Below are 19,944 nucleotides of genomic sequence, written 5' to 3'. Positions count from 1 at the left end.
TCCTTGTGGTCAGGGGAAGAACGCTGCCGGTCAGGTGGGGGCAGGGGTGGGTGCGGCGCGTGTGCTGCGCACGGTCGGGCCGGACCATACCGGGCCCGGGTGTCACGTTTGGGCGACCACTGGGGCGCGCCGACAGCCTGACCCCTGCTTGCCTGAGTTCCTCGCACGCCTGCTGGAGCGTGGCGTGGTTGACGCCAGCGGTCAGGTCCAGCAAGCACCTGGATGGTGAAGCCGACCGCAGTCGCCTCCAGGGCGGTGGCCTTCACGCAGTGGTCGGGGGCGATCCCGACCACGTCCCCCATGGTCGCGCCATGCTTCCGCAGCCATGCCCGCCAGCTCCGTCCCGTCCTCGGCGGCGCCTTTGAAGCCGCACGTCCAGGCGGAGGCGCCGGAGTTCCACGCCTCGGCCGGCGGGACCAGGTGGTCGATGTCCAGCTCCGGACCGGTGATGTAGCGGCCGTCGTACGGCGAGTGCTACTCCCTGCCGGCGGGGGCGGGCTCATGCTGTTCGCGGAGGGCGTGGGTGAGGGCTTCGTCGAGCAGCTCCCGCAAGCGGGACGAGGTCGGTGCGACGGCTGTGGCCAGCAGTGCGGGGCCGTCGGCAAGCGGTGTGAGAACGGCACATCCGCTCCGAGAGTCCTCGCCGAGAAGGGTGGTACCGCGGGGCATGCGGGCTTCGGGGTTGACGAGCAAGAGCTGGCCGACGGCACGGTGGCGGTGCAGCACGGCTGGGCCGTCCCAGCCCGGTTCTGGGTCTCCGTACGCGGTCTGCTGGTCGAGCAGGACTTTCCCGGCGCGGTGGACCAGGAGCCGGCTGACGAGGTGGCCCGCATGTTCGTTGGCGCGGCCCAGGAGTTGCTCCTCTCGGAGCAGCAGCCGGGCGGTGGGGGCGAGTTCGATGGTGTAGGTCTGCTGGAGGTTGCTGCCGGCGGCGCTGATCAGTGGCTGGGGCAACCAGCGCAGGGTGGCGTGGTCGCCGGCGGTGAGCCGTACATCGTAGGTGGCCGGTTGGGTCGTGGGACCGCGCAGGGCGAGGGTGGCGGCGGCCGTGGTGACGTCCAGTGCGGCCCGGTTTCCGGCGGTGACGTCGATCGTGAGCCGGTCGCCGCCGAGGGGGCCGCTCATCGCACCGATGATCCCCACTCTGGCGGTGCTGCCGTCAGGACGCATGCGGCGGAGGTGGAAGGGCCCGTCGCTGTGCAGTCGGGGAAGCGTGGTGACGTGTCCGTTGTGGGTGGCGTGGATGTGGGCGGTGGCCCGCACGCCGGACGGGTGCCCGGCGGACTCGTCGGAGAACTGGCGCTTGTCGGCGCCAGGGTGCTCGGCCGCCGGTGACGGGCCGGGTGCCGTGAGTGAGGCGGTGGGGATCATGCGGTCGCCTTGGCGTGCCACGTGGTGAGGTGCGTGGTGACCCAGTCGGCGACCTCGTGGATGCCGTCGTCGGTGGTGAGGCTGGTGAAGATGACGGGGAGGTCGCCGCGCTGCCGTTCGGCGTCGGCAGCCATGGTGGCGAGGTCGGCGCCCACGTGCGGGGCGAGGTCGGTCTTGTTGACGACGAGGAGGTCGGCGGTGGTGATGCCGGGGCCCCCCTTGCGGGGGATGTCGTCGCCGCTGGAGACGTCGATGACGAAGATCTGCACGTCGACGAGGCCTTTGGAGAAGGTGGCCGTGAGGTTGTCGCCGCCTGACTCGACGAGGACGAGGTCGAGGGGGTGCAGGGTCTCCTCCAGGTGTTCGACGGCTTCGAGGTTGGCGGAGATGTCGTCGCGGATCGCGGTGTGCGGGCAGGCGCCGGTCTCCACCGCGGTGATCCGCTCGGGAGGCAGGACCGCCTCGCGCAGCAGGTATTCGGCGTCTTCGCGGGTGTAGATGTCGTTGGTGACGACGGCGATGGACCAGCGATCGCGCAGGGTGCGGCACAGGGCGGCGACGCTGGCGGTTTTGCCGGTGCCGACGGGCCCGCCGAGGCCGACGCGCAGGGCGCGTCGGATGCCGTCGGCACGATGCGGTTCGGCACTGTGGGTGTGGCGCTGCGGCATGGTCACGGGGTGGTCGAGGTGCACGGAGAGCTCCAGGGCGCGTGGGTGGGGGTCAGGAGGCGAAGAGGCGTACGGTCCAGGCGGCGTGCTGTTCACCGGTGATGTCCAGCAGCGGCGCGGACGCCGACGGCAGGGCGTCGATGCCCTCGGCCAGAGCGCGGTCGGCGGCTTGGGCGGCGGCGGTGGCGACGGCGTCTACGGCGGAGCCGAGACGGGCCAGGATTCCCGTGGCGGCGAGCGGGTCGAGGCCGAGCAGGCGCACGGCCGCGGTGGCCGGACCGCCGGTGCTCTCGTAGGCGGCGGCGTAGGCGGCATCCACGGGGGTGAGGCCGACGGCTCGGGCGGCGAGACCCAGCACGATCGGCTGGTGCGCGCCCTGGGGACGTGCGGCGGCGAGCGCTTCCAGCGCCTGGGAGGGGAAGGTGGCCCGGGCTGCGCGCATCATCTGCCGGCCGAGGCGGCGGGCGACGGCGCGCAGCGCGGGGGCGGGAGTGCGTGCGTCGGCGGCCTGGTCGAGCAGCAGGGGGTCCATTCCGGCGGCGGCTGCGGCGGCCAGGCCGGCCGCGGTCAGACCGGTGGTGTGCAGGCGGCCTCGGCAGAAGGCTTCCAGGCTCGCGGTGTCGTGTACGGCGTGGTGGGCGACGGCGGCTTCGACGCCGCCGGAGTGGGCGTGTCCTCCGGCGGGGAAACGGCCGTCGGCCAGCAGGAGCAGGGCTGCACGGCTCATGGAGGGGAGCGGCTGCCTTTCACGAGGGTGGGGTGGTGCCGGGTGCGGTTCGCCGGCCGGACCTGCCGGGCCCGGCCGTGAGGTGGTCGGCCGGGCGGGGTGGCTGGTCAGAAGAGGAAGTACCTCTGGGCCAGGGGTACTTCGGTGGCGTAGGAGCGCGGTACGGTCGCGCCGTTGATCTCGGTGCGGGCGTCGGATGTGGTCGCGCCGCCGATGGTGACCTCGAAGCTGTTGTGGTCGACTTCGAGGCTGTCGGGCACGGTGTCGTTCAGTTTCATGTGGGCCTTCGTGACGTGCCGGGTGCTGGTGATGTCCACGAAGTCCTTGTCGAGTCCGAGGCCGGGGTTGTTGCTGGTGCCGTCTCCGTTCAGGGTGTCGGCCACGCCGGGAGCGACGAAGTTGACCGAGTTGCGTCCCGGGGAGCGGCCGGTGGAACCCCACACCGGTCGGGGCAAGTAGGGCTGCGGTGTCGGGATGGATGCGTTCGCGTCTCCGACCTGGGCGTAGGCGAGCTGGCCGGCTTTGAGGAGCATGTGGGGTTTGACGCCGAAGAACTTGGGCTCCCACAGCACCAGGTCGGCGAGCTTGCCGGTCTGCACGTCACCGACGTGACCGTCGATGCCATGGGTGATCGCGGGGTTGATCGTGTACTTGGCGACGTAGCGGCGTGCGCGGAAGTTGTCGTTCGGCTGGCGCCGCTCGGTGAACGAGTGGTCCTCGTCGTCGGTGGCCGGTCGGACGCCGGCGGCCTCGAGGTCTTCCTTCAGCGGGCCGTAGCGGGCCTTCATGACGTGCGCGGTCTGCCACGTACGCATGATCATTTCGCCGATGCGGCCCATCGCCTGGGCGTCGGAGGACATCATCGAGATGGCGCCCATGTCGTGCAGGAGATCCTCCGCGGCCATGGTGGAGGGGCGGATCCGGGAGTCGGCGAAGGCCATGTCCGCCGGGATCTCCGGGTTGAGGTGATGGCACACGATCATCATGTCGACGTGTTCCTTGACGGTGTTGACCGTCAAGGGCCGTGTCGGGTTGGTCGAGGCCGGCAGGACGTTGGGGTCCTTGACCAGCTCGATCATGTCCGGCGCGTGACCGCCGCCGGCCCCCTCGACGTGGAAGATGTGGATGGCGCGGGCCTTGTTCTCGGTGAGCTCGCCGTCCGCGTTCCGGGCGTCGCCGGTGAAGGCTGCCCGGGTGCTCTCCAGGAAGCCCGACTCGTTCAGGGAGTCGGCATGCAGAGCGAGCTGGATGCCGCGCTCCTCGCAGACGTCGAGGGCCCGGTCGATCACCGCGGGCGTGGCGCCCCAGTCCTCGTGGATCTTCAAGCCGCAGACACCGGCGTCGACCTGCGCGTTCAGTTCGTGCTTGTTCATGGTGCTGCCCTTGCCGAGCAGACCGACGTTCACCGGGAACTCGTCCAGCGCCTCGAAGACGCGGCGGATGTGCCAGGCTCCTGGGGTCACGGTGGTGGCTTTGCTGCCCTCTGCCGGGCCCGTGCCGCCGCCGATGAGGGTGGTCACGCCCGCGGCCAGAGCCTCATGGATCTCGCCGGGGCAGATGAAGTGGACATGGGTGTCCACGCCGCCGGCGGTCAGGATCTTCCCGTTGCCGGAGATCGCCTCGGTGCTCGGCCCGACCACGAAGCTTGTCGGCGTCACCGGGATCGGCAGCGAGTTGCCGCGGGTGGAGCGGTCCGGCATCTCGAAACGGTCACTCGGGATGGGGTCCATGGTCTCGGGGTTGTAGGCCTTGCCCAGGGCGGCGATGCGTCCGTCGCGGATGCCGACGTCGGCCTTGACCACACCCCACCAGTCGAGGACCAGTGCGCCGGTGATGACGGTGTCCACGGGCCTGTGATCCGTGTCCTCGCCCGTGACGCTCCTGCCGTCCCGGGCCAGGTGCGACATGCCCATCGACTCGCGGATCACCTTGCCGCCGCCGAAGATCATCTCGTTGCCGCTGTAGGAGGGGCCGCCGCTCCAGTCGGCCTCGATCTGCAGCGTGAGGTCGGTGTCGGCGAGCCGGACCCGGTCACGCGTGGTGGGACCGTACAGGGCGGTGTACTCCGCCCGCGTCAGCTCGTTGCTCGCCTTGGGCCGGCGCCCGTCCTCGGACTCCTGGCTGCGGCCGTGCGCCTGCGACGTGCTCATGGAACGATCCCTTCGCGCAGTCCGTGAATCTTGCTCAGGTCGCCGGTGCCGCCGCCGCCGGCCGTGACATCACCGCGGATCTGCACCAGTTCCACGCAGCACTCGTCGCCCGGTTCGAACCGCACCGACGTGCCCGCAGCGATGTTGAGCCGCCGGCCCCTGGCCGCCTCGCACTCCCACAGGCTGCGATCCTCGGGGACTGCCTGGCCGGCCGGGACCTCGACGCTGATGACCTTCAGGCCCGGGTTGACCTCGGCGAAGTGATAGTGGGAGCCCACCTGCACCGGCCGGTCGGACTCGTTCTTCACTCTGATCCGCGTCCTGCCCGGCCCCGGCAGCACCGTGGCGTCCTGCTGCAGGCTGACACCCTCCGGGTCTCCGTCGAGATGCTCGTTGAAGCGGATCGGGTCGTAGCGGCGGGCGACTTCGTCGGGGTCGCGGTCGCCGGACGGATTGCCGTCGTCGTCGCAGTCGGCGGGCGAGCCCGGCGTGCGGGGCGGCTGGGGGTGCTCTACCTTGCCGGGGTACACCTCGGGTTCCGCCGCGGCCTCGGGGAGGGGGTCGTGGATGGTGACCAGCTTCGTGCCGTCCGGGAACGTGGCCTCCACCTGCACGTCCTTGATCATTTCCGGGACGCCGTCCATCACCTCCTCCCGAGTGAGCAGGTGCCGGCCCGAATCCATGATGTCGCTGACCGTCCTGCCCTCCCGTGCCTGCTCGAAGACGTGCACGGTCAGCAGGGCCATCACTTCCGGATAGTTCAGACGCACCCCGCGTTCACGGCGGCGTTGTGCGACGTCGGCCGCGACATGAATCAGCAGGCGCTCCTGCTCATGCGGAGTCAAATGCACGATGGGCCCGTCTCTCTGTTGGTCGTGCAGGTGCAGTGGCCATGTCTGCCGAGGGCCTTCTCCCGTGACGGCAACCAGGCGCCCTTCGAGCATCACGGAGCCTCGTCACGCAAAGAGCCGAACCGGGATCACACCACACCATCCGGTGAAAACCCTTGCGGAACTCCAAGTGCCCAGTTGGTACAGGCGCGCGCCCGCTTCTGGGCCGCTTCGGCCGGCCGACGCGGGACAGGCCACGCCTACGCAGATCGGCCAGCACCCCGATACGCGAAGCGATGCGGGCTCGCTTCCGCTTCGAGGGCATCGGCTTGTCGGCATACCCGCAGCTCAGGTGCGGGGCAGCGATCTCCCGGCGCCGCACGAGGGCGTACAGCTCGGGGTGGCCAGCGGTGAAGGCGGCGGTGCAGAGCCGGCAGCTGCATACCGGTCGCGCCGGCACGGCCTCGTCGCCATGGCGGGCGGCCAGGACGGACATCAGGCGGCCAGGCCGGGCACGTCGCCGGGTATCTCGCCGTCCACGGTCGCCTGGCCGGCGGCGCAATCGAGGAGGCAGTACGGCGCGCACCGCCGGCCAGTGGTGGAGGAGCCACCGAACACGTCCTGCGATCGCACCACGGAAACCAGCACGACGGCCGGCCTGAGGAACTCGCCACGTCGCCATACCGGCGCTTTGGCCGCCCATCTCGTTTCCGGCGCAGGGGACAGCGGCGCGGATTTGGCCGGGCCCGAGAGCGGGGCGGATCCCTGGTGGGACGACGGGGGGCTCCGGACTCCCCATGAACCCAAGGTCTCCGGGCCGCGCCTGTGCCCTGCCGGGCAAGCACGGCACCAAGGTGCCTTACCCCGCTGACGAGCAAGGACAAGATGCGGGAGAACCGAGCCACGGCATGCCCGTCGAGCCCGGTACGGCCGCCGGGCAAGTAGTGCGATGAATACCCCCTCGCGTCGACCTGGCAAGGCGCCGGAACAGCGGCGCAAGTTCAGCCGTCGCGTGATCAACGGCAAGCAGAACGAGGAAGGCGGTGCGGGAAGCCGGTCGGCCGGACCGCCTGGCGCATGCGCCGTGATCGAGTGCCGGTGACTCGGCACTCGCACTCGATCACGGCGACGCCGGCCGCACCTCGCGACGGGCTCTTCAGCGGGTGCGAGCTGATCCGGAGGGAACGCCCGGAGGCGGGAGCTCCTTCACCAGGTGGGCGATGTAGTCCCTTGCGCTCAGGTCGTCCCCGGCCAGCGCCGCCGCCTGTCCGGCCCACAGGTTCACGTACTCCGGCCTCCCCTGGGCGGCCGCTGCCCGCCGGATGGGCTGCATCAAGGCGTTCTGGACGGGGTACGGGGGCACGGCGTCCTCGTACGCCGCCATGTCACGAACGAACCGGTTGGGTATGCCGCGGGCGGTGCGGCCGGAGAAGAGCCGGGTGAGGACAGTCGTACGGGCCGCGGGGGTCCCGAGCTGACGTCTGTGGGCGTCACTCGCGCCGGATTCCCGGGTGGCGAGGAACGCGGTGCCGATCTGCACGGCGTCGGCGCCGAGGGTGAGAGCTGCTCGCATACCGCGGCCGTCGGCGATGCCGCCCGCGGCGATGACGGGCACGGTCACGGCGTCGGCGACCTGCGGCACCAGCGAGAAGGTGCCCACCAGCGACTCCCGTACGGGCGCGAGGAACGCCCCGCGGTGCCCGCCGGCGTCGCTGCCCGAGGCCACGATCGCGTCGAGGCCCGCCTCGTCGAGGGCGACGGCCTCGTCCACAGTCGTCGCCGTACCGATCAAGGTGATGCCCCGGCGGTGTGCCTCGTCGACGACACGGCGAGGCGGGATGCCCATGACGAAGCTGATGACAGGTGGCGCGGCGGCGAGGAGCGCGTCGATCTGGTCGTCGAAGGCCGGCAGGGCTTCGACGACCTCGCGGGCGGGGGCGTTGACGCCGAGTTCGTCGTAGTAGGGACGGAGCCGCTCGATGTGGGTGGTGAACGCGATGTCGTCCGGCAGAGCGGACCGCTCGCCCTCCAGCGGCACCCAGAGGTTCACCGCGAACGGCCGGCTCGTGGCGGCTTTGAGTTCGGTGACGAGTCCGGTGATCGCATCAGGGGTGAGGATGTGCGCGCCGTACGAACCGAGGGCGCCGCTCTCGCTGACCGCGGCGGCGAGAGCGACGGAGGAAAGCCCGCCGCCGAAGGGGCCCTGAACGATGGGGTGGTCGATGCCCAGCAGATCGCCGAGCCGGCCCGGGCCGCTCATGCGGTCACCGCCAGGGCGGCGGCCTCACGGCCGTGGGCGAACTGGAGCGCGGTGCGGGCGACACGGGCGCCGAGGTGGTGGGCGGTGCGCAGGTCGGAGTCGGTGGGGGCTCGGTCGGGGCCCAGGTCGGAGGACGACTGAGCCATGGCGCCGACGAAGCCGCCGAGACGGTTGAGGTCGTCCGGACTGCCGGTGGAGGTGTAGGCCCAGCCGGGGAGCAGGCCGAGCGAGACCCATGTCATGCCGTGCTGCGCGGCCAGGACAGCCAGGGAAAGCAGAGCGTTGTCCTTGTTGCCGTTGATACCGGCGGAGTTGGTGAAGCCGGCCGCGAGCTTGCCCTGCCAGCCCTGCTCGGCCCATACCCTGCCGCTGGCCTCGGCGAACCGCTGAAAGACAGCGGAGGTGGACCCCATGTAGGTGGGCGAGCCGAAGATGATCGCGTCAGCTGTCTCGAGAGCCGCCCAGAGACTGTCGTCCAGAGTGGTGACGTCCCGCAGATCGGCGCGCACGCCGGGGAGCGAGTCGACGCCAGCCGCGACGGCGACGGCTTGGCGCCCGGTGTGGCCGTAGCCGCTGTGATGAGCAATGACGATGGAGAGTGGCGCGGACATGAAGGGTCCTTCGTTCTGTGCGATGCGGTGTGCGGATCAACACTGACACTAGACGACCGGTCAACTATTGGCCAGCCATGCCAGCCCGATAGTTGACCGCACGTATACTCGTTCCATGGGACGCACCAGCACGGCACGCGAGCGCCTCATCGACGCCACCGGTGAACTGATGCGGAGCCGCAGCTACAGCAGCCTCGGCGTCGCTGAGATCTGCGCCAAGGCAGAGGTGAAGAAGGGCAGCTTCTACCACTTCTTCGAATCCAAGCAGGCCCTGACGATCGAGGCCATCAACGCCTACTGGGAGGCCGAGCGCGGCTGCTGGACCGCCGAGCTGGCCGCCACCGGACCCGCTCTCGACCGCCTGCGGCGGCTGCTGGACACCATGGCGCAGCTTCAACGCCGGATGAAGGAGACCTCGGGAACAGTCGACGGCTGCCTCCTCGGCAACCTCACACTGGAGCTGTCCACCCAGGAGCCCGCCGTGCGGGCCCGCCTGGAAGAGGTCTTCGACGAACAGATCGCACTCGTCGTCGGCACCCTCAACGACGCCGCCGACGAGGGAACCATCCCCCGCGAGCGAGCCACAGCGACCACCGCGCGAGCCGTGGTCGCCCATCTCGAAGGACTGGTCATGTTCGCCAAGGTCAAGAACGACCCCGCTGTCCTCGACGAGTTGTGGCCGCACACGCTGCTGCTACTCGGAGCCGCAGATCACCCGCCGGATGCCCGTACGCCCCACTCACAGCCGACCGCTCAGCTCGACTAGTGAGGCACGGGACGGGCGGACGACTCGGGGGTGGCACCTGCCCGCCTCGCGGGTGACGGCTCGCACGGGGCCGAATCTCACGGCACCGTCCCGCGCTGTCGCGGGCAGTGACCGCGTCCCGGTCAGCGGCCGGCTTCGGCACGGGTGAGGCCTCGTCAGCCGCGCAAGACCCGCCAGCGGTTGTCGGCCGTTCCGTTGTCCGAGTCCTGGACGGCGAAGGCGCCGACGGCGGTGGAGCCGTTCTCCACCCCGAGCAGCTTGCCGCTGTGGACATTGCGGATCTTGTACGTTCCGTCACCCTGGTCGAGAAGGAGCCACCGGTGGTCGGCGGTGCCGTTGTCGGACCACTGGAGGACGGGGGCGCCGTCGGCCGTGGACATGTCCAGCACGCCGAGCACCTTGCCGCTGTGGACGTTGCGGAACCGGAAGGCGTTCCCGTCGGGGATCATTTCCCAGTTGTGGTCAGCGGTGCCGTTGTCGTGCCACTGGAGGGCCCGGGCGCCATCGGCGGTCGACATTCCGTCGATGCCCAGCACGAGGCCGCTGCCCGCGTTGACGAGGTGGACCGTGCCGGCACCACTGGTGTTCCAGTAGACGGTGTAGTTGTGGCCCTGTGCGTCGTGGAAGGGCCCGAGGCCCACGGTGGCGCCGTCGGCGGTGGCGGTGAAGGCGAGTGCCGTGGCACTGGTCCGCCTGATCGAGGACACGTCCAGGGCCGGGAGGCCGGTCAAGGCGGTGTCGCCGTAGTTGCCGGACAGTACGACCGGGCCGTAGGTGACTGCGCCGACGCCGGAGTTGTCGTTGGCGGGCCGCACCGCGGTCCGCATGGGCAACCGGACCGTGACGGTGTCACCGGAGGTCCAGGCGCGGTCCAGCGTCGCATAGCTGCCGGGATTCACGGCGATCCTCTGCACGGTGCCGTTGACGCTGACGACGGCCCCCGTCGTCCATCCGGGGATACGGATGCGCATCGCCCAGTTCCCGCCGGCCTCGCCGGTGACCCGCAGGGTCGTGGTGTCGCCGGCCGGGTACGTGGTGGTCTGGGTGACGGTGATGCCGCGCTGCGTCCAGGTGAGCACCGAGGGAACGAACATGTTGACCGTCAACGTGGTGCCGGAGTGGAAGTACACGGAGTCCATCAGCCGGGTGTGTATCTCCACTCCCGTGCCCTGGCAGCACCAGAAGGTGGTGTAGTCGGTGCTCCAGGTGCCGCCGCCCCACGCCGGGCCCACACCACGCCGGGCGCCGGGCTTGAGCGGGGTGAAGTAGGTGACGTGGCCGTGCGGATCGGCCGGGTTCTGGTTGCCGATGATGTGGTTGAGCCAGGCTTGTTCGTAGTAGTCGAACAGCGCGGCCCGGTCCGGCGTCAGCGTGAACAACTCCCGGGTGAGCGTAAGCATGTTGACGGTGTTGCAGCTCTCGCAGGTGTCGTGGGTCAGGTAGGAGGCGATGGCGTTCGGAGCACGGAAGTGCTCGGCCTGACTGTTGCCGCCGATGGCGTAGGTGTGCGCGGTGACGCACATGTTCCAGGCGTTGACGGCGATGTCCCGGTAGCGTGTCTCGCCGGTGGCCTTGTACGTGCGGATCGCGCCGATCCACTTCGGTACCTGGGTGTTGGCGTGCAGTCCGGCCAGCGCGTCCCGGTTCGCCGCCAGGGGGTCGAACACCGCGGCGTGGTCGAAGCGCCGGGCGGCGGTGAGCCACCGCGTGTCACCGGTCTGCTGGTACAGGTCGCTCAGGACGGCGTTCATGCCCCCGAACTCGGTGCCCAGCATGGCCTGCATCTGCGCGGTGCTCAGCCGGCCGGTGCGGGTGTCGACCCAGCCGGCCAAGGCGAGCAGCACGTCGCGGGCCTGGGTGCTGCCGATGTGCCGCCACACGTCCAGCAGACCTGTCATCGTCTTGTGGATGGTGTAGTACGGGACGTTGCCGTTCCTCAGCGTACGGGCCTCCAGCGCGGCGAAGTCGGACTCGGGATAGCCGGAGAGGTATCCGGTGCCGAAGCCCGCGACGCCGTTGTTGGCCTGGCACTTGGCCAGCTCGGCGACCATGTACAGGGCCTTGTCGCGGACTGCAGTGTCGCCCGTCACGGCGTGTAACTGCGCCCAGGCGGTGAGGAAGTGGCCCTGGACGTGGCTGCGGAAGGGGAAGTCGGGGGCCTCCCAGCCGCCGGTGGCGGCCGCGCCCTTGGTGGACAGTCGGTGATTGGCGCGGAAGTTGTACAGCAGCCGGTCGACATCGACGTACCGGAGGTAGGCCGCTGTGCGGTTCTGGTTGTCGAGCCACCGGCTCGCGGTCAGCCGGACCTGCCCGAGGTCGAAGGGGAGCGCTTTGGTCCCGATCTCGCTGCGGACCGGTGGAAGGGACGCCGCCCGGGCGGCGGTGACGCCGGCGAGGGGACCGGCGGCAGAGGCGGCGGCGGTGACTCCGGCGAGCTTGAGCAATCGTCGTCTGCTGACGCTGGAGGACATGCTGTGCCTTTCGTGACGGTGGTTCGGACGGGGAGAAAGGACCGGTCAGGGGTGTACGGCTCGCGGCCTGGCAGGGATCGAGCCGCGGACAGTGGTGGACGCGCAAGGGCGCGCCGCCGGTCCGGGCGAAGAGGGCATCGGGCGGCGCGACGTGTGACCGCGGGCCAGGAGGGCCGCCTGCACGGGCGTGACGGTCGGCGGGCCGGTCAGTGATGCGGCGGTCGCTGCGGCCGTGGTGGTGAGGGCGGCCTCGAGCAGGCTTCTGCGATGCGGGCGGGCGGCGGGCGGGCTGGCTGGCTGGCTGGCGACCGGGTTCATGGCGGGGGATTCCCTGGAGATGCCGGGTACACGCTTGCGGGAAAAGACGCGGCGGCGTCGGGAGACCCGCGTGCGACGGGTCCGCCGCCGTGCCGGCTCGAAAGAGCCGGACGCCGACGCGATCGGGCCCGTTCCCGCCGGAAGACAGCGGTAGCACGCCTGCGCCGCTCCGGCGCGGCACCGCGGGACGCTCACCCGTGAGGACGGGAAGCACCCGGGCGGCGGCAAGCGGCGTTCGGCACAGGCATGGTGTACTCCATCGCGGCTCGGCCGGGGACCGCCACACGGCGTCGCCTACCTCTCCGACTGCGCGAAGAGCCAGGATGCGCTGGTGCGAGCCTCACCGGAACAAAACGGGGCGGTACACGTGCTTTGGCGCGCGGATCCGTCGTGCGGCCGTGCGGGGATCAGCCGTGCACCACGGATTGCCCTGAGTCAATCAAGTTCGAAATGTCGAACTATGGTCGATTTCCCAGACAGGGATGATTCAGGTAGTGACGACGGAGCGCAATACTCCCGGCAGACAAAGTTTTCGTTCCTCGCCCGAACCTCTGGAAGTCCGGTACCGGGAGGGCGGACCCCCGGCGCCGTCATCGGCGGATGCCGTAGGGCCGGGGCCGGGAAGAACGGGCCGCCTCGCCCCACCGACGCCCTGACCGCCCGGGCTCCCGCACCCGGCTGCCTCCGTCGAGGCGCGGCAGGCCCTCCAAGCGGCCACCGAGCTGGTCAGTTGACGCAGTTGCTTGCGGTCTGTCCGCGTTGCGGGGGCCGCGCTCTCGTGATTCCCAGGCCAGGCTTTTCTGATCTCAAGTACTACACCGAGCCCTTGTTCCAGCCGCGTCGTCCGGCTTGTGGAGGATGCGGTGCCGTCGCCGACCGGAGCCCTGAGGTCCGAGGGACTGCGCTGGTCGGCGTGGTGCTGGGTGGTAGGAACGATCGTTCTTCCAGCGGCCTCTGTGGCTGCAGACTTGTTGCGTCGGTCAGATCTTGTGGCCTACAACGAGGAGCACGTGGCAGGGCGTTGCCCGCACAGGCACTCACCAGTCCGATCCCCGGGTGCGCGATGGAGGCCGCGTGCCGTTTCCAGTCCATCAGCTGGCTCGTTGACGATTCTCGGCGGTCGGCAGGCCGGTCGCCTTCTTCATTCAGTCCCGGAGGTACACGGCTTGATCTCCGCGAACGTCCACTTCCAGTCGGGCCCCACGAGAAGTCCGCAGCCCCTTAACGTAGTTGCAGCCGGTCCATCAGACGCCGCATCCCGGCGGCCACCGGGTGATGTGCCTCGATGGGGTGTAGGTAAGGGATCCGTAGTCGTCGCGCCAATCCTCGTGTGTGAACAGGCTGTCGGGCTGGGATGGCGACAGCGAACATGTGTTCACCGGCCACAGTGAGACGAACCTCGTGATCCTTGCTCACCCAGGCGTCATGCAGACCGCGCAGAGCCGTCGGTGAGAGCGGGAGTGAGCGTCAAAGATCGCTGGGTATAGTGCTCGCGCTTTGCCCCGATGACCCCGTCGCCGAGGAGGCCGTCCCATGGAACCCGTCACGCTCATCACCGGTGGCTCAACCGGAATCGGCGCCGCCACCGCTCGCGCCTTGCTCAAGCAGGGCCACCGCGTGGCCGTCACCGGACGCGACGCGGGCAAGCTGGCCGCCTTCGCCACCACTGCGGGGGCGAGCGAGCGGCTGCTGACGATCACCGGTGACGCCAGCGAAGCGGATGACGTCGCCGCCACCGTCCGTCACGTGCTGGAGCTCTGGGGCCAGTTGGACAACGTCATAGCCAACGCTGGTTTCTCCCTGCCCGGCAACCTGGAGACTCACGCCCCTGAGGACATGCGCGCCATGATCCTCACCAATGTCCTGGGCCCCGCCCTGCTGATCCAGGAGACCCTGCCCCACCTGAGGACCTCCAAGGGCCGAATCGTAATCATCGGCTCGGTCGCCGGCGTCCGCCACACCCCCGGCAACCTGTACTCGGTCACCAAGTGGGCCGCCCACGCCCTCGCCGAGAACACCCGCCTCCTGGTCGGCCAGGATGGAGTCGGCGTCACCGTCGTCGCCCCCGGCATCGTGGACACTCCCTTCTGGCACGTCCGCGGTGGCACCCCCGAGACAGCCGCCACGATGACCGCCGAGCAGATCGCGGACACCATTGTGTTCGCCATCAACCAGCCCGCGGGCGTGGACATCAATCACATCACGGTGCGGCCGACTGGGCAGGTTGGCTGAGCTCCCAACGGTCGCGCGGAAAGGCGCCGTCGTCGACCCCAAGCATGATGCCCTGCGCACGGTGACGGACTACGAGGACTTCTCCCACCCGGAGCGAGCCGACCAGGTCGTGGCCGCGGTGCCTGGCCGAGGATGGTGGGTGCACTGGAAGGTCGAGGGACCAGGATGCTCAGGGGCATGTCGAGGATGCCGATGGCGCCGACGCCTTCATCCCGCCGGGCGTGTGGTGGGGCTGTCCTGCCGGATGGACGGCAGGGCGCACCTCGTCGCCTCTCGCGGCCTGGATGCGGCGGTCCCTGCCGCGTCCTGACGGGCGGCACGAGTCGTGCCCGACCTGCCAGAACGACGGAAGCTCAGCCGAATCCGCCACGAATCCGCCCGGCCCAGGGTCCGGGAGCAGTGACGGCCTCGGGGACTACCTCATCAGCGGTAATGGCCATTACCTTTACCGGGCGAGCCGACCTGGCAGCCCTGACGCCGGCAAGGACAGCGGCAGGTAGTCATGCGCCGCTTCCCGAAGTGCTCCAGGTCGTCCCATGCCCATAGAGGGGCGGTACTCCCGTCGGGCTCACGCCCGCCCCGGGGCCGTCCCGCCGGCCCAGCAGGGAGCACGGCCCGCAGCCGCCGCCGGGTGGTACCGGAAGGGCATCGGATCACCTCCAGACCTGATCCATTGATCGAAGCATCCCGCAGCAGGAAGTTGGTCCAGCAGGGCGGCAGCTTTCTCGTCCACTCCCACCTCCCGGAGCCGGTACAGCAGGCTGGCGACCGCCCTCGGGTCGAGAAACATCCGGGCTGCGGCCCGGTCAAGCAGGACGGCAACCTGCTCGTTCGCTCCCGCCTACTGGGAACCAACCGCGACGTGCCGTGCGTCCCGGCCAGGTGACCACATGCACGCGTAGGTCTGTTCGGGTCGGCACCTGATACCGGTCGGGCGGCGCCGGCCACCGCTACCGGGTGGCTTCGGTCCTTGGCGTGACGCGGCGCTCGTGTCCCACTTCCCGCTGCCACACCCGTCGCTCGCGAAGCGGCTCTGCCGCGCCTTCGGCTACCCCGGCTGAAGAGAACCCGTACCCGTCGAAGCCGCCGCGGCGCGGAACATGCTGGGACTCAGGCCCTTGTGGCGTTTGAACGCGGCGCTGAAACCGAAAGCGTCGGCATAGCCGACGGACCTGGCGATCTGGGCGATGCCGAGGTTGGTTTCGGTCAGAAGGGCCGCGGCCTCGTCCAAACGGCATTCGGTGAGGTAGGCGACCGGCGGACGGCCCATCAGCTGGGTGAAGCGCTTGGCGAACAGCGCACGGGAAACGCCGGATTGCGCGGCCAGGGAGGCCACTGTCCACGCTTGGGCGGGCCGGTCGTGGAAGGCCTGCAGGGCGGGGGCGAGAACCGGGTCGGCCAGGCCGCGGTACCAACTGGGCGCATCGGTGCCCGCCTTGTCGAACCAAGTGCGCAGTGTGCACACCAGAGCCCAGTCGAGGAGCCGGTCCATCAGCGCCTGCGACCCGGCCGAGCGCTGGGCGGCGTCGGCGGCGGCCGTCTCCAGCCAGGCACACACTTCGGCGTCCTCCTTCACCACCAGCACGGACGGCAGGGCCCGCAGGAGTCGTTCGTGGCGGTGGCCCGAGGCGCGGTAGGCACCCACGATGAGCGCGGTCGCCTCCTTTGAGCCGGTGTCCCAGCGGATGCCGCCGAGTTCCTGGGCGGTGCATTCTTCGTTCGCGGTGAAGCAGGCGATCTCGTATGCGGTATGGGGGCTGTTGACGGTGGCGGGATGGTCCGCGAGGTGGAACGGTACGGGGCCGCGCACGATGGCCGTGTCGCCCTCACCGACGACTCGTTCGGTTCCGTCGGGCAACAGCAGGGTGCCGCCACCGCGCAGCACGCTGATCATGGTGAGCGGCGCCGCGTCGGAGAAGCGGATGATCCAGGGCACCGTCAGTACGGCATGGCTGACGACCGACCCTTCGGCCCGGATACCGCTCAGGAGCGAACTCAGAGGATCCACAGAAGATACCGTAGACGATCTCCTATGTTCCGGAGCGTTTCTCCCATGGATCATCCAAGCCGTCGCGGTTGTACTGGGCTTGTCCAACTAACCGAATCCCGCTGGGAGATGCACGTGCCGCAGCAAGACAGCCACACCAGGACAGCCCTCGTCGTCGTCGCACACCACCGCACCGATTCCCTCACCGCGCACACGGCCCGAGGTGCCACCGCCCAGCTCGAAGCCGCCGGCTACCGCGTCGACCTGCTCGACCTGCACGCCGAGGGATTCGACCCTCGTATGAACGTGGCGGACCAGCCGGAGTGGGGCGACAGGGAGAAGAGGTACTCGGACGAAACGCACGCCCATATGCAGCGCATCCTCGACGCCGATGACGTCATCGCCGTCTTCCCGGTGTACTGGCAGAGCGTGCCCGCCATCCTCAAGGGCTGGATCGATCGTGTATGGAACTACGGGTTCGCCTACGGCCGTAGCAGGCCCCGCCTCGCCGGCAAGCGCGTCCTGTGGCTGGGCCTGGCCGGCGCCACCGCCGACGATCCCGTTGTCGAGGGGATGAAGACCGTCCTCGAGACGAATCTGAGCGAGGGCATCGCCTACTACTGCGGCTTCTCCCACTCCGCCGTCGGCCTGCTCACCGACGCTGAAGAGCGCCCGCAGCGCATCGACGCCGAGGGCAATCTCGTGGTCGGCGAAGCGGTCGCAGGAGCCGAGCGGGAGGCACAGTACGAGGCCTTCGATCGACGCGCACGGGAGTACGTGGAGGCGTTCCTCGCCGAGGACCTTGTGACGACCTGACCGCCAACGTCCGCATCGTGGCCGGCTGCCTGCGTCCGCCAAGGCGTCACCGGCGCTGGTCAGTAAGGCGTGCGCGGGGTACGGGGGTCCGCACCGGGCGGGTGCCCCCAGTGCGGTGCGAGAGCCGGCCGCCTCCGACGGTCGGCCGAGCGCTCCAGCTCGAACTGCGCGTGCCGTCCATTGCCGCGCAGTGGACGACGGTATCGATGGACGGTGCCAGGTAATGGAAGGCTCCCGGCACGTCCGACTCGTCCCGCAGCTCTGTCTGCACCCGGCGGACCCGGCTCAGTGCCGCCAACTCCGCTTGTACCTTGGGGCGTTCGGTGTGGTACAGGGCCAGCACCTCGGCTCCGCGCGGCCAGCTGCGGGACGATGCCGGGCGCCTCGCTCGCGTTCGGCTGGGGCGCGGTGGGCGCCGCCAACACCATCCCCTCGCTGCTGGCGCGGGAGCCCGGCTCGCCGCCGTGGCTGAGCCTGGCGGCGTCCGCCTTCACCCATCGACTCAGGTCGCCGGTGCCGCTGCCGCCGGCCGTGACGTCACCGTGGACCTGGCGATGTCGAGCCGCCGGCCCCTGGCCGCCTCGCACTCCCACAGGCTGCGATCCTCAGGGACTGCCTGGCCGGCTGGTGGTCCTGTTCGTGGGGGCCGTGGTGGGGCCGGAAAACGGAAAAGACGCCTCGCGAGGCGCGAGAGGTCTGCGTGCGGGCGGTGAGTGCGGGAGGGTCACTCCCCCGGGCTCGGTGCCGGCACGCTGCCGCTGATGATCAGCTGCTGCCGCATGCCCGGCATGCCGGCACAGTTCGGCCGCGCCCGGTGGGCCATCTCATACTGCGGGCGGCCTGAGAGCGGGTAGGCCCCCGCGGTACGAGGACCCACTCGCCGGGCGGGCCGCTGGTTCAGCGGTTCGATGCCGGCAGGCACAGGCGGCCGTCGTGGACTTCGGCGATCTGGTCGACGGCGGTGAGGTGGGTGCGGTCGTGGGTGACCAGGACGGTGGCTGTGGCCTGCTGGTGGGTGAGGCGGGTGATCAGGTCGATGACGGCGGCGCCGCGTTCGTGGTCGAGCGCGCTGGTGGGCTCGTCGACCAAGAGGACGGTGGGGTCGTTCATCAAGGCGCGGGCGATGTTGACGCGCTGGCGCTGGCCACCGGAGAGCTGGTGGGGGCGACGGCCTGCCTGGTCGATCAGACCCACCGCGTCGAGGAGCTCCAGCGCGCGGGTGCGGGCGGTGCGCGGTTTGCGCCCGGCGATCGTGGCCATGACCTGAAGCTGTTCGGCGGCAGTGAGGGAGGGCAGCAGGTTGGGCTGCTGGAAGACAATGCCGATCTTGTGGCGGCGCAGCTCCGCCAGCTCGCCACGGGTCAGGCCGGTGGTGGAGGTGCCATCGAGGGTGACGGTGCCGGAGTCGGGGGTGATCAGGGTGGCGGCGACCGCGAGGAGGCTGGACTTGCCTGAGCCGGAGGGACCGACCACAGCGGTCAGGCTGCCCTTGAGGACCTCCAGGCCCACCTGATCGAGAGCGGTCAGGCGGGTGTCACCGTCGGGGTAGGTGAGGGTGACGTCGGTCAGGGTCAGGCTCATCGGGCGCTCCCCAGGGCGGTCAGCGGGTCCACGGAGGTGATGCGGCGGATGGCCAGGGCTGCTCCGAGTGCGCCGAGGAGGATGATCACGGCGGCAGGGAGCAGGACGGTGGCAGGGGTGAGAAGGAAGGGCACGCTGGATCCGGCCACGAATGTGCCCAGGGCGGCGGCGATGCCCGTGCCGGTCAAGGTGCCGCCGGCGAGCAGGACGACGGCCTGGCCGAGGGCATCCTTGAGCAGACGCGCGGTGGAGGCGCCCAGAGCCTTGAGGACGGCGACATCGCCGCTGCGCTGGATGGTCCAGACGGTGAAGAAGGCGCCGATGACGAGGGCCGAGATCGCGAACAGGAAGCCGCGCATCAGCTGCAGAGAGCCGTTCTCGGCGGTGTAGGAGCCGATCGCGGACAGCGAGTCGTCGGTGGAGACCGTTCTGGTGCCGGCCTGGTGGTCGGTGGCGGTCACATCGGCCTTGGCGGTGGTGTTCAGGGCGATGACGGTGGCCCTCGGGCCCTGGCCGCCGCCGGAGGGCGGTGCGGTCTTCTGCCAGGTGTCCAGGCTGGTCCAGATCACCGGGGTGTGGCTGAAGTAGGCGTCGCCCCCGACGGCGGCCACCTCCAGCCGCCGGCCTGCCAGCGTCAGGGAGTCGCCGGCTCGCACGCCAAGGTCGTCAGCGGCTGCGGTGGACAGCACGACCGCGCTGCCGGTGATCTTGTCGCTGTGAGGGGCCAGGCGGGAGCCGGGCTCGACGCCGAAGGCCGAGACACCACTGCTGTTGTCTCCGGCGGTGGCCTTGGTCGTGGTGATCCCCAGCGGCTCGGCGCTCTCGACACGGGACGCCTTGGACCACTGCTGCCACTGCGCTTCCGTCACGGTGGAGTTCGAGTACGACAGCTCCTGACCACCGCTGGGAGCCTGGAAGGCGATCCTGTCGGCGGGCAGTCCCGTTATCGCGGAGATGTTCTGCTGGCCCAGTCCGGCCGTCAGGCCCGACAGCAGCCCGACCAGCAGGGTGATCAACGCGATGACGGTCCCCATCAGCGCGAAACGCCCTCTGGCGAACCTCAGATCTCTCCAGGCGACAAACACGGCCTCGGCCTGTCCTTTCCAGCGGTGAAGCGGTACGACTCCACCCTCGCCGCCGGCTCCCTGTGCGCGCG

Annotated in this window: 15 protein-coding genes and 2 pseudogenes; 3 read left to right on the top strand and 14 right to left on the bottom strand. The window is 70.0% G+C overall.

Annotation, left to right across the window (positions count from 1 at the left end; all coding sequences use genetic code 11):
- Window positions 1-121: 121 nt before the first annotated feature.
- The 10 genes and pseudogenes from SGLAU_RS36525 to SGLAU_RS31650 all read right to left on the bottom strand — a co-directional run.
- Window positions 122-384: pseudogene (locus tag SGLAU_RS36525) on the bottom strand (isochorismatase family protein); the annotation flags it as partial.
- A 90-nt stretch (window positions 385-474) separates the two neighbouring features.
- Window positions 475-1,371, bottom strand: a complete 897-nt coding sequence (locus SGLAU_RS31680) for an urease accessory protein UreD (RefSeq protein ID WP_078958096.1) — start codon at window positions 1,369-1,371, stop codon at window positions 475-477.
- Window positions 1,368-2,063: an urease accessory protein UreG gene (gene ureG / locus SGLAU_RS31675; RefSeq protein WP_043506003.1), complete on the bottom strand. Its 696-nt coding sequence runs from the start codon at window positions 2,061-2,063 to the stop codon at window positions 1,368-1,370. The genes SGLAU_RS31680 and ureG overlap by 4 nt, the downstream gene beginning before the upstream one ends.
- Before the next feature lie 28 nt (window positions 2,064-2,091).
- Window positions 2,092-2,766 carry an urease accessory protein UreF gene (locus SGLAU_RS31670; protein WP_043506002.1) on the bottom strand — a complete coding sequence of 225 codons (675 nt, stop codon included), beginning with the start codon at window positions 2,764-2,766 and terminating at the stop codon, window positions 2,092-2,094.
- A 107-nt stretch (window positions 2,767-2,873) separates the two neighbouring features.
- Complete coding sequence (locus SGLAU_RS31665; RefSeq protein ID WP_078957991.1) at window positions 2,874-4,916, bottom strand: urease subunit alpha; 2,043 nt, start codon at window positions 4,914-4,916, stop codon at window positions 2,874-2,876.
- Complete coding sequence (locus tag SGLAU_RS36855; RefSeq protein ID WP_318536239.1) at window positions 4,913-5,257, bottom strand: urease subunit beta; 345 nt, start codon at window positions 5,255-5,257, stop codon at window positions 4,913-4,915. Before SGLAU_RS36855 ends, SGLAU_RS31665 begins: the two co-directional genes overlap by 4 nt.
- A gap of 213 nt (window positions 5,258-5,470) precedes the next feature.
- Window positions 5,471-5,767 (bottom strand): annotated as a pseudogene (locus tag SGLAU_RS36850) (urease subunit gamma); the annotation flags it as partial.
- A 474-nt stretch (window positions 5,768-6,241) separates the two neighbouring features.
- Entirely contained in the window at window positions 6,242-6,382 is a 141-nt protein-coding gene (locus SGLAU_RS35395) for a hypothetical protein (RefSeq protein ID WP_159072825.1), read from the bottom strand.
- Between the two features lie 520 nt (window positions 6,383-6,902).
- Window positions 6,903-8,006: an NAD(P)H-dependent flavin oxidoreductase gene (locus SGLAU_RS31655; protein ID WP_043506001.1), complete on the bottom strand. Its 1,104-nt coding sequence runs from the start codon at window positions 8,004-8,006 to the stop codon at window positions 6,903-6,905.
- Window positions 8,003-8,617 (bottom strand): flavodoxin family protein, encoded by a 615-nt coding sequence (locus SGLAU_RS31650; protein WP_043506000.1) that lies wholly within the window; start codon window positions 8,615-8,617, stop codon window positions 8,003-8,005. Before SGLAU_RS31650 ends, SGLAU_RS31655 begins: the two co-directional genes overlap by 4 nt.
- A gap of 115 nt (window positions 8,618-8,732) precedes the next feature.
- Here SGLAU_RS31650 and SGLAU_RS31645 point away from each other — a divergent pair, with 115 nt between their 5' ends.
- Window positions 8,733-9,383, top strand: coding sequence for a TetR/AcrR family transcriptional regulator (locus SGLAU_RS31645; RefSeq protein ID WP_052414007.1), 651 nt, complete (start codon window positions 8,733-8,735; stop codon window positions 9,381-9,383).
- 155 nt (window positions 9,384-9,538) lie between these two features.
- Here SGLAU_RS31645 and SGLAU_RS31640 read toward each other — a convergent pair whose 3' ends face one another.
- A complete protein-coding gene (locus SGLAU_RS31640; RefSeq protein WP_043505999.1) occupies window positions 9,539-11,854 on the bottom strand; it encodes a beta-L-arabinofuranosidase domain-containing protein in 2,316 nt (771 codons plus the stop codon).
- Between the two features lie 1,851 nt (window positions 11,855-13,705).
- On the opposite strand from SGLAU_RS31640, the gene SGLAU_RS31635 reads away from it, so the two are divergent.
- Window positions 13,706-14,404 carry an SDR family oxidoreductase gene (locus SGLAU_RS31635; RefSeq protein WP_043505998.1) on the top strand — a complete coding sequence of 233 codons (699 nt, stop codon included), beginning with the start codon at window positions 13,706-13,708 and terminating at the stop codon, window positions 14,402-14,404.
- 1,048 nt (window positions 14,405-15,452) lie between these two features.
- Here the strand turns inward: SGLAU_RS31635 and SGLAU_RS31630 are convergent.
- Window positions 15,453-16,466, bottom strand: a complete 1,014-nt coding sequence (locus SGLAU_RS31630; RefSeq protein ID WP_052414006.1) for an AraC family transcriptional regulator — start codon at window positions 16,464-16,466, stop codon at window positions 15,453-15,455.
- 60 nt (window positions 16,467-16,526) lie between these two features.
- On the opposite strand from SGLAU_RS31630, the gene SGLAU_RS31625 reads away from it, so the two are divergent.
- On the top strand, window positions 16,527-17,207 hold the full coding sequence (locus tag SGLAU_RS31625; RefSeq protein ID WP_244315299.1) for an NAD(P)H oxidoreductase: 681 nt from the start codon (window positions 16,527-16,529) through the stop codon (window positions 17,205-17,207).
- Between the two features lie 897 nt (window positions 17,208-18,104).
- Here the strand turns inward: SGLAU_RS31625 and SGLAU_RS31620 are convergent.
- Window positions 18,105-18,788, bottom strand: a complete 684-nt coding sequence (locus SGLAU_RS31620; RefSeq protein WP_043505994.1) for an ABC transporter ATP-binding protein — start codon at window positions 18,786-18,788, stop codon at window positions 18,105-18,107.
- Window positions 18,785-19,873 (bottom strand): ABC transporter permease, encoded by a 1,089-nt coding sequence (locus SGLAU_RS31615; RefSeq protein ID WP_043505993.1) that lies wholly within the window; start codon window positions 19,871-19,873, stop codon window positions 18,785-18,787. Before SGLAU_RS31615 ends, SGLAU_RS31620 begins: the two co-directional genes overlap by 4 nt.
- Between the last annotated feature and the right edge of the window lie 71 nt (window positions 19,874-19,944).

Origin of the sequence: Streptomyces glaucescens, assembly GCF_000761215.1 — a bacterium.
Taxonomy (GTDB): Bacteria; Actinomycetota; Actinomycetes; order Streptomycetales; family Streptomycetaceae; genus Streptomyces; species Streptomyces glaucescens_B.
The sequence above is the reverse complement of the archived record's forward strand: the minus strand, read 5'-3'. Positions and strand labels throughout refer to the sequence as shown.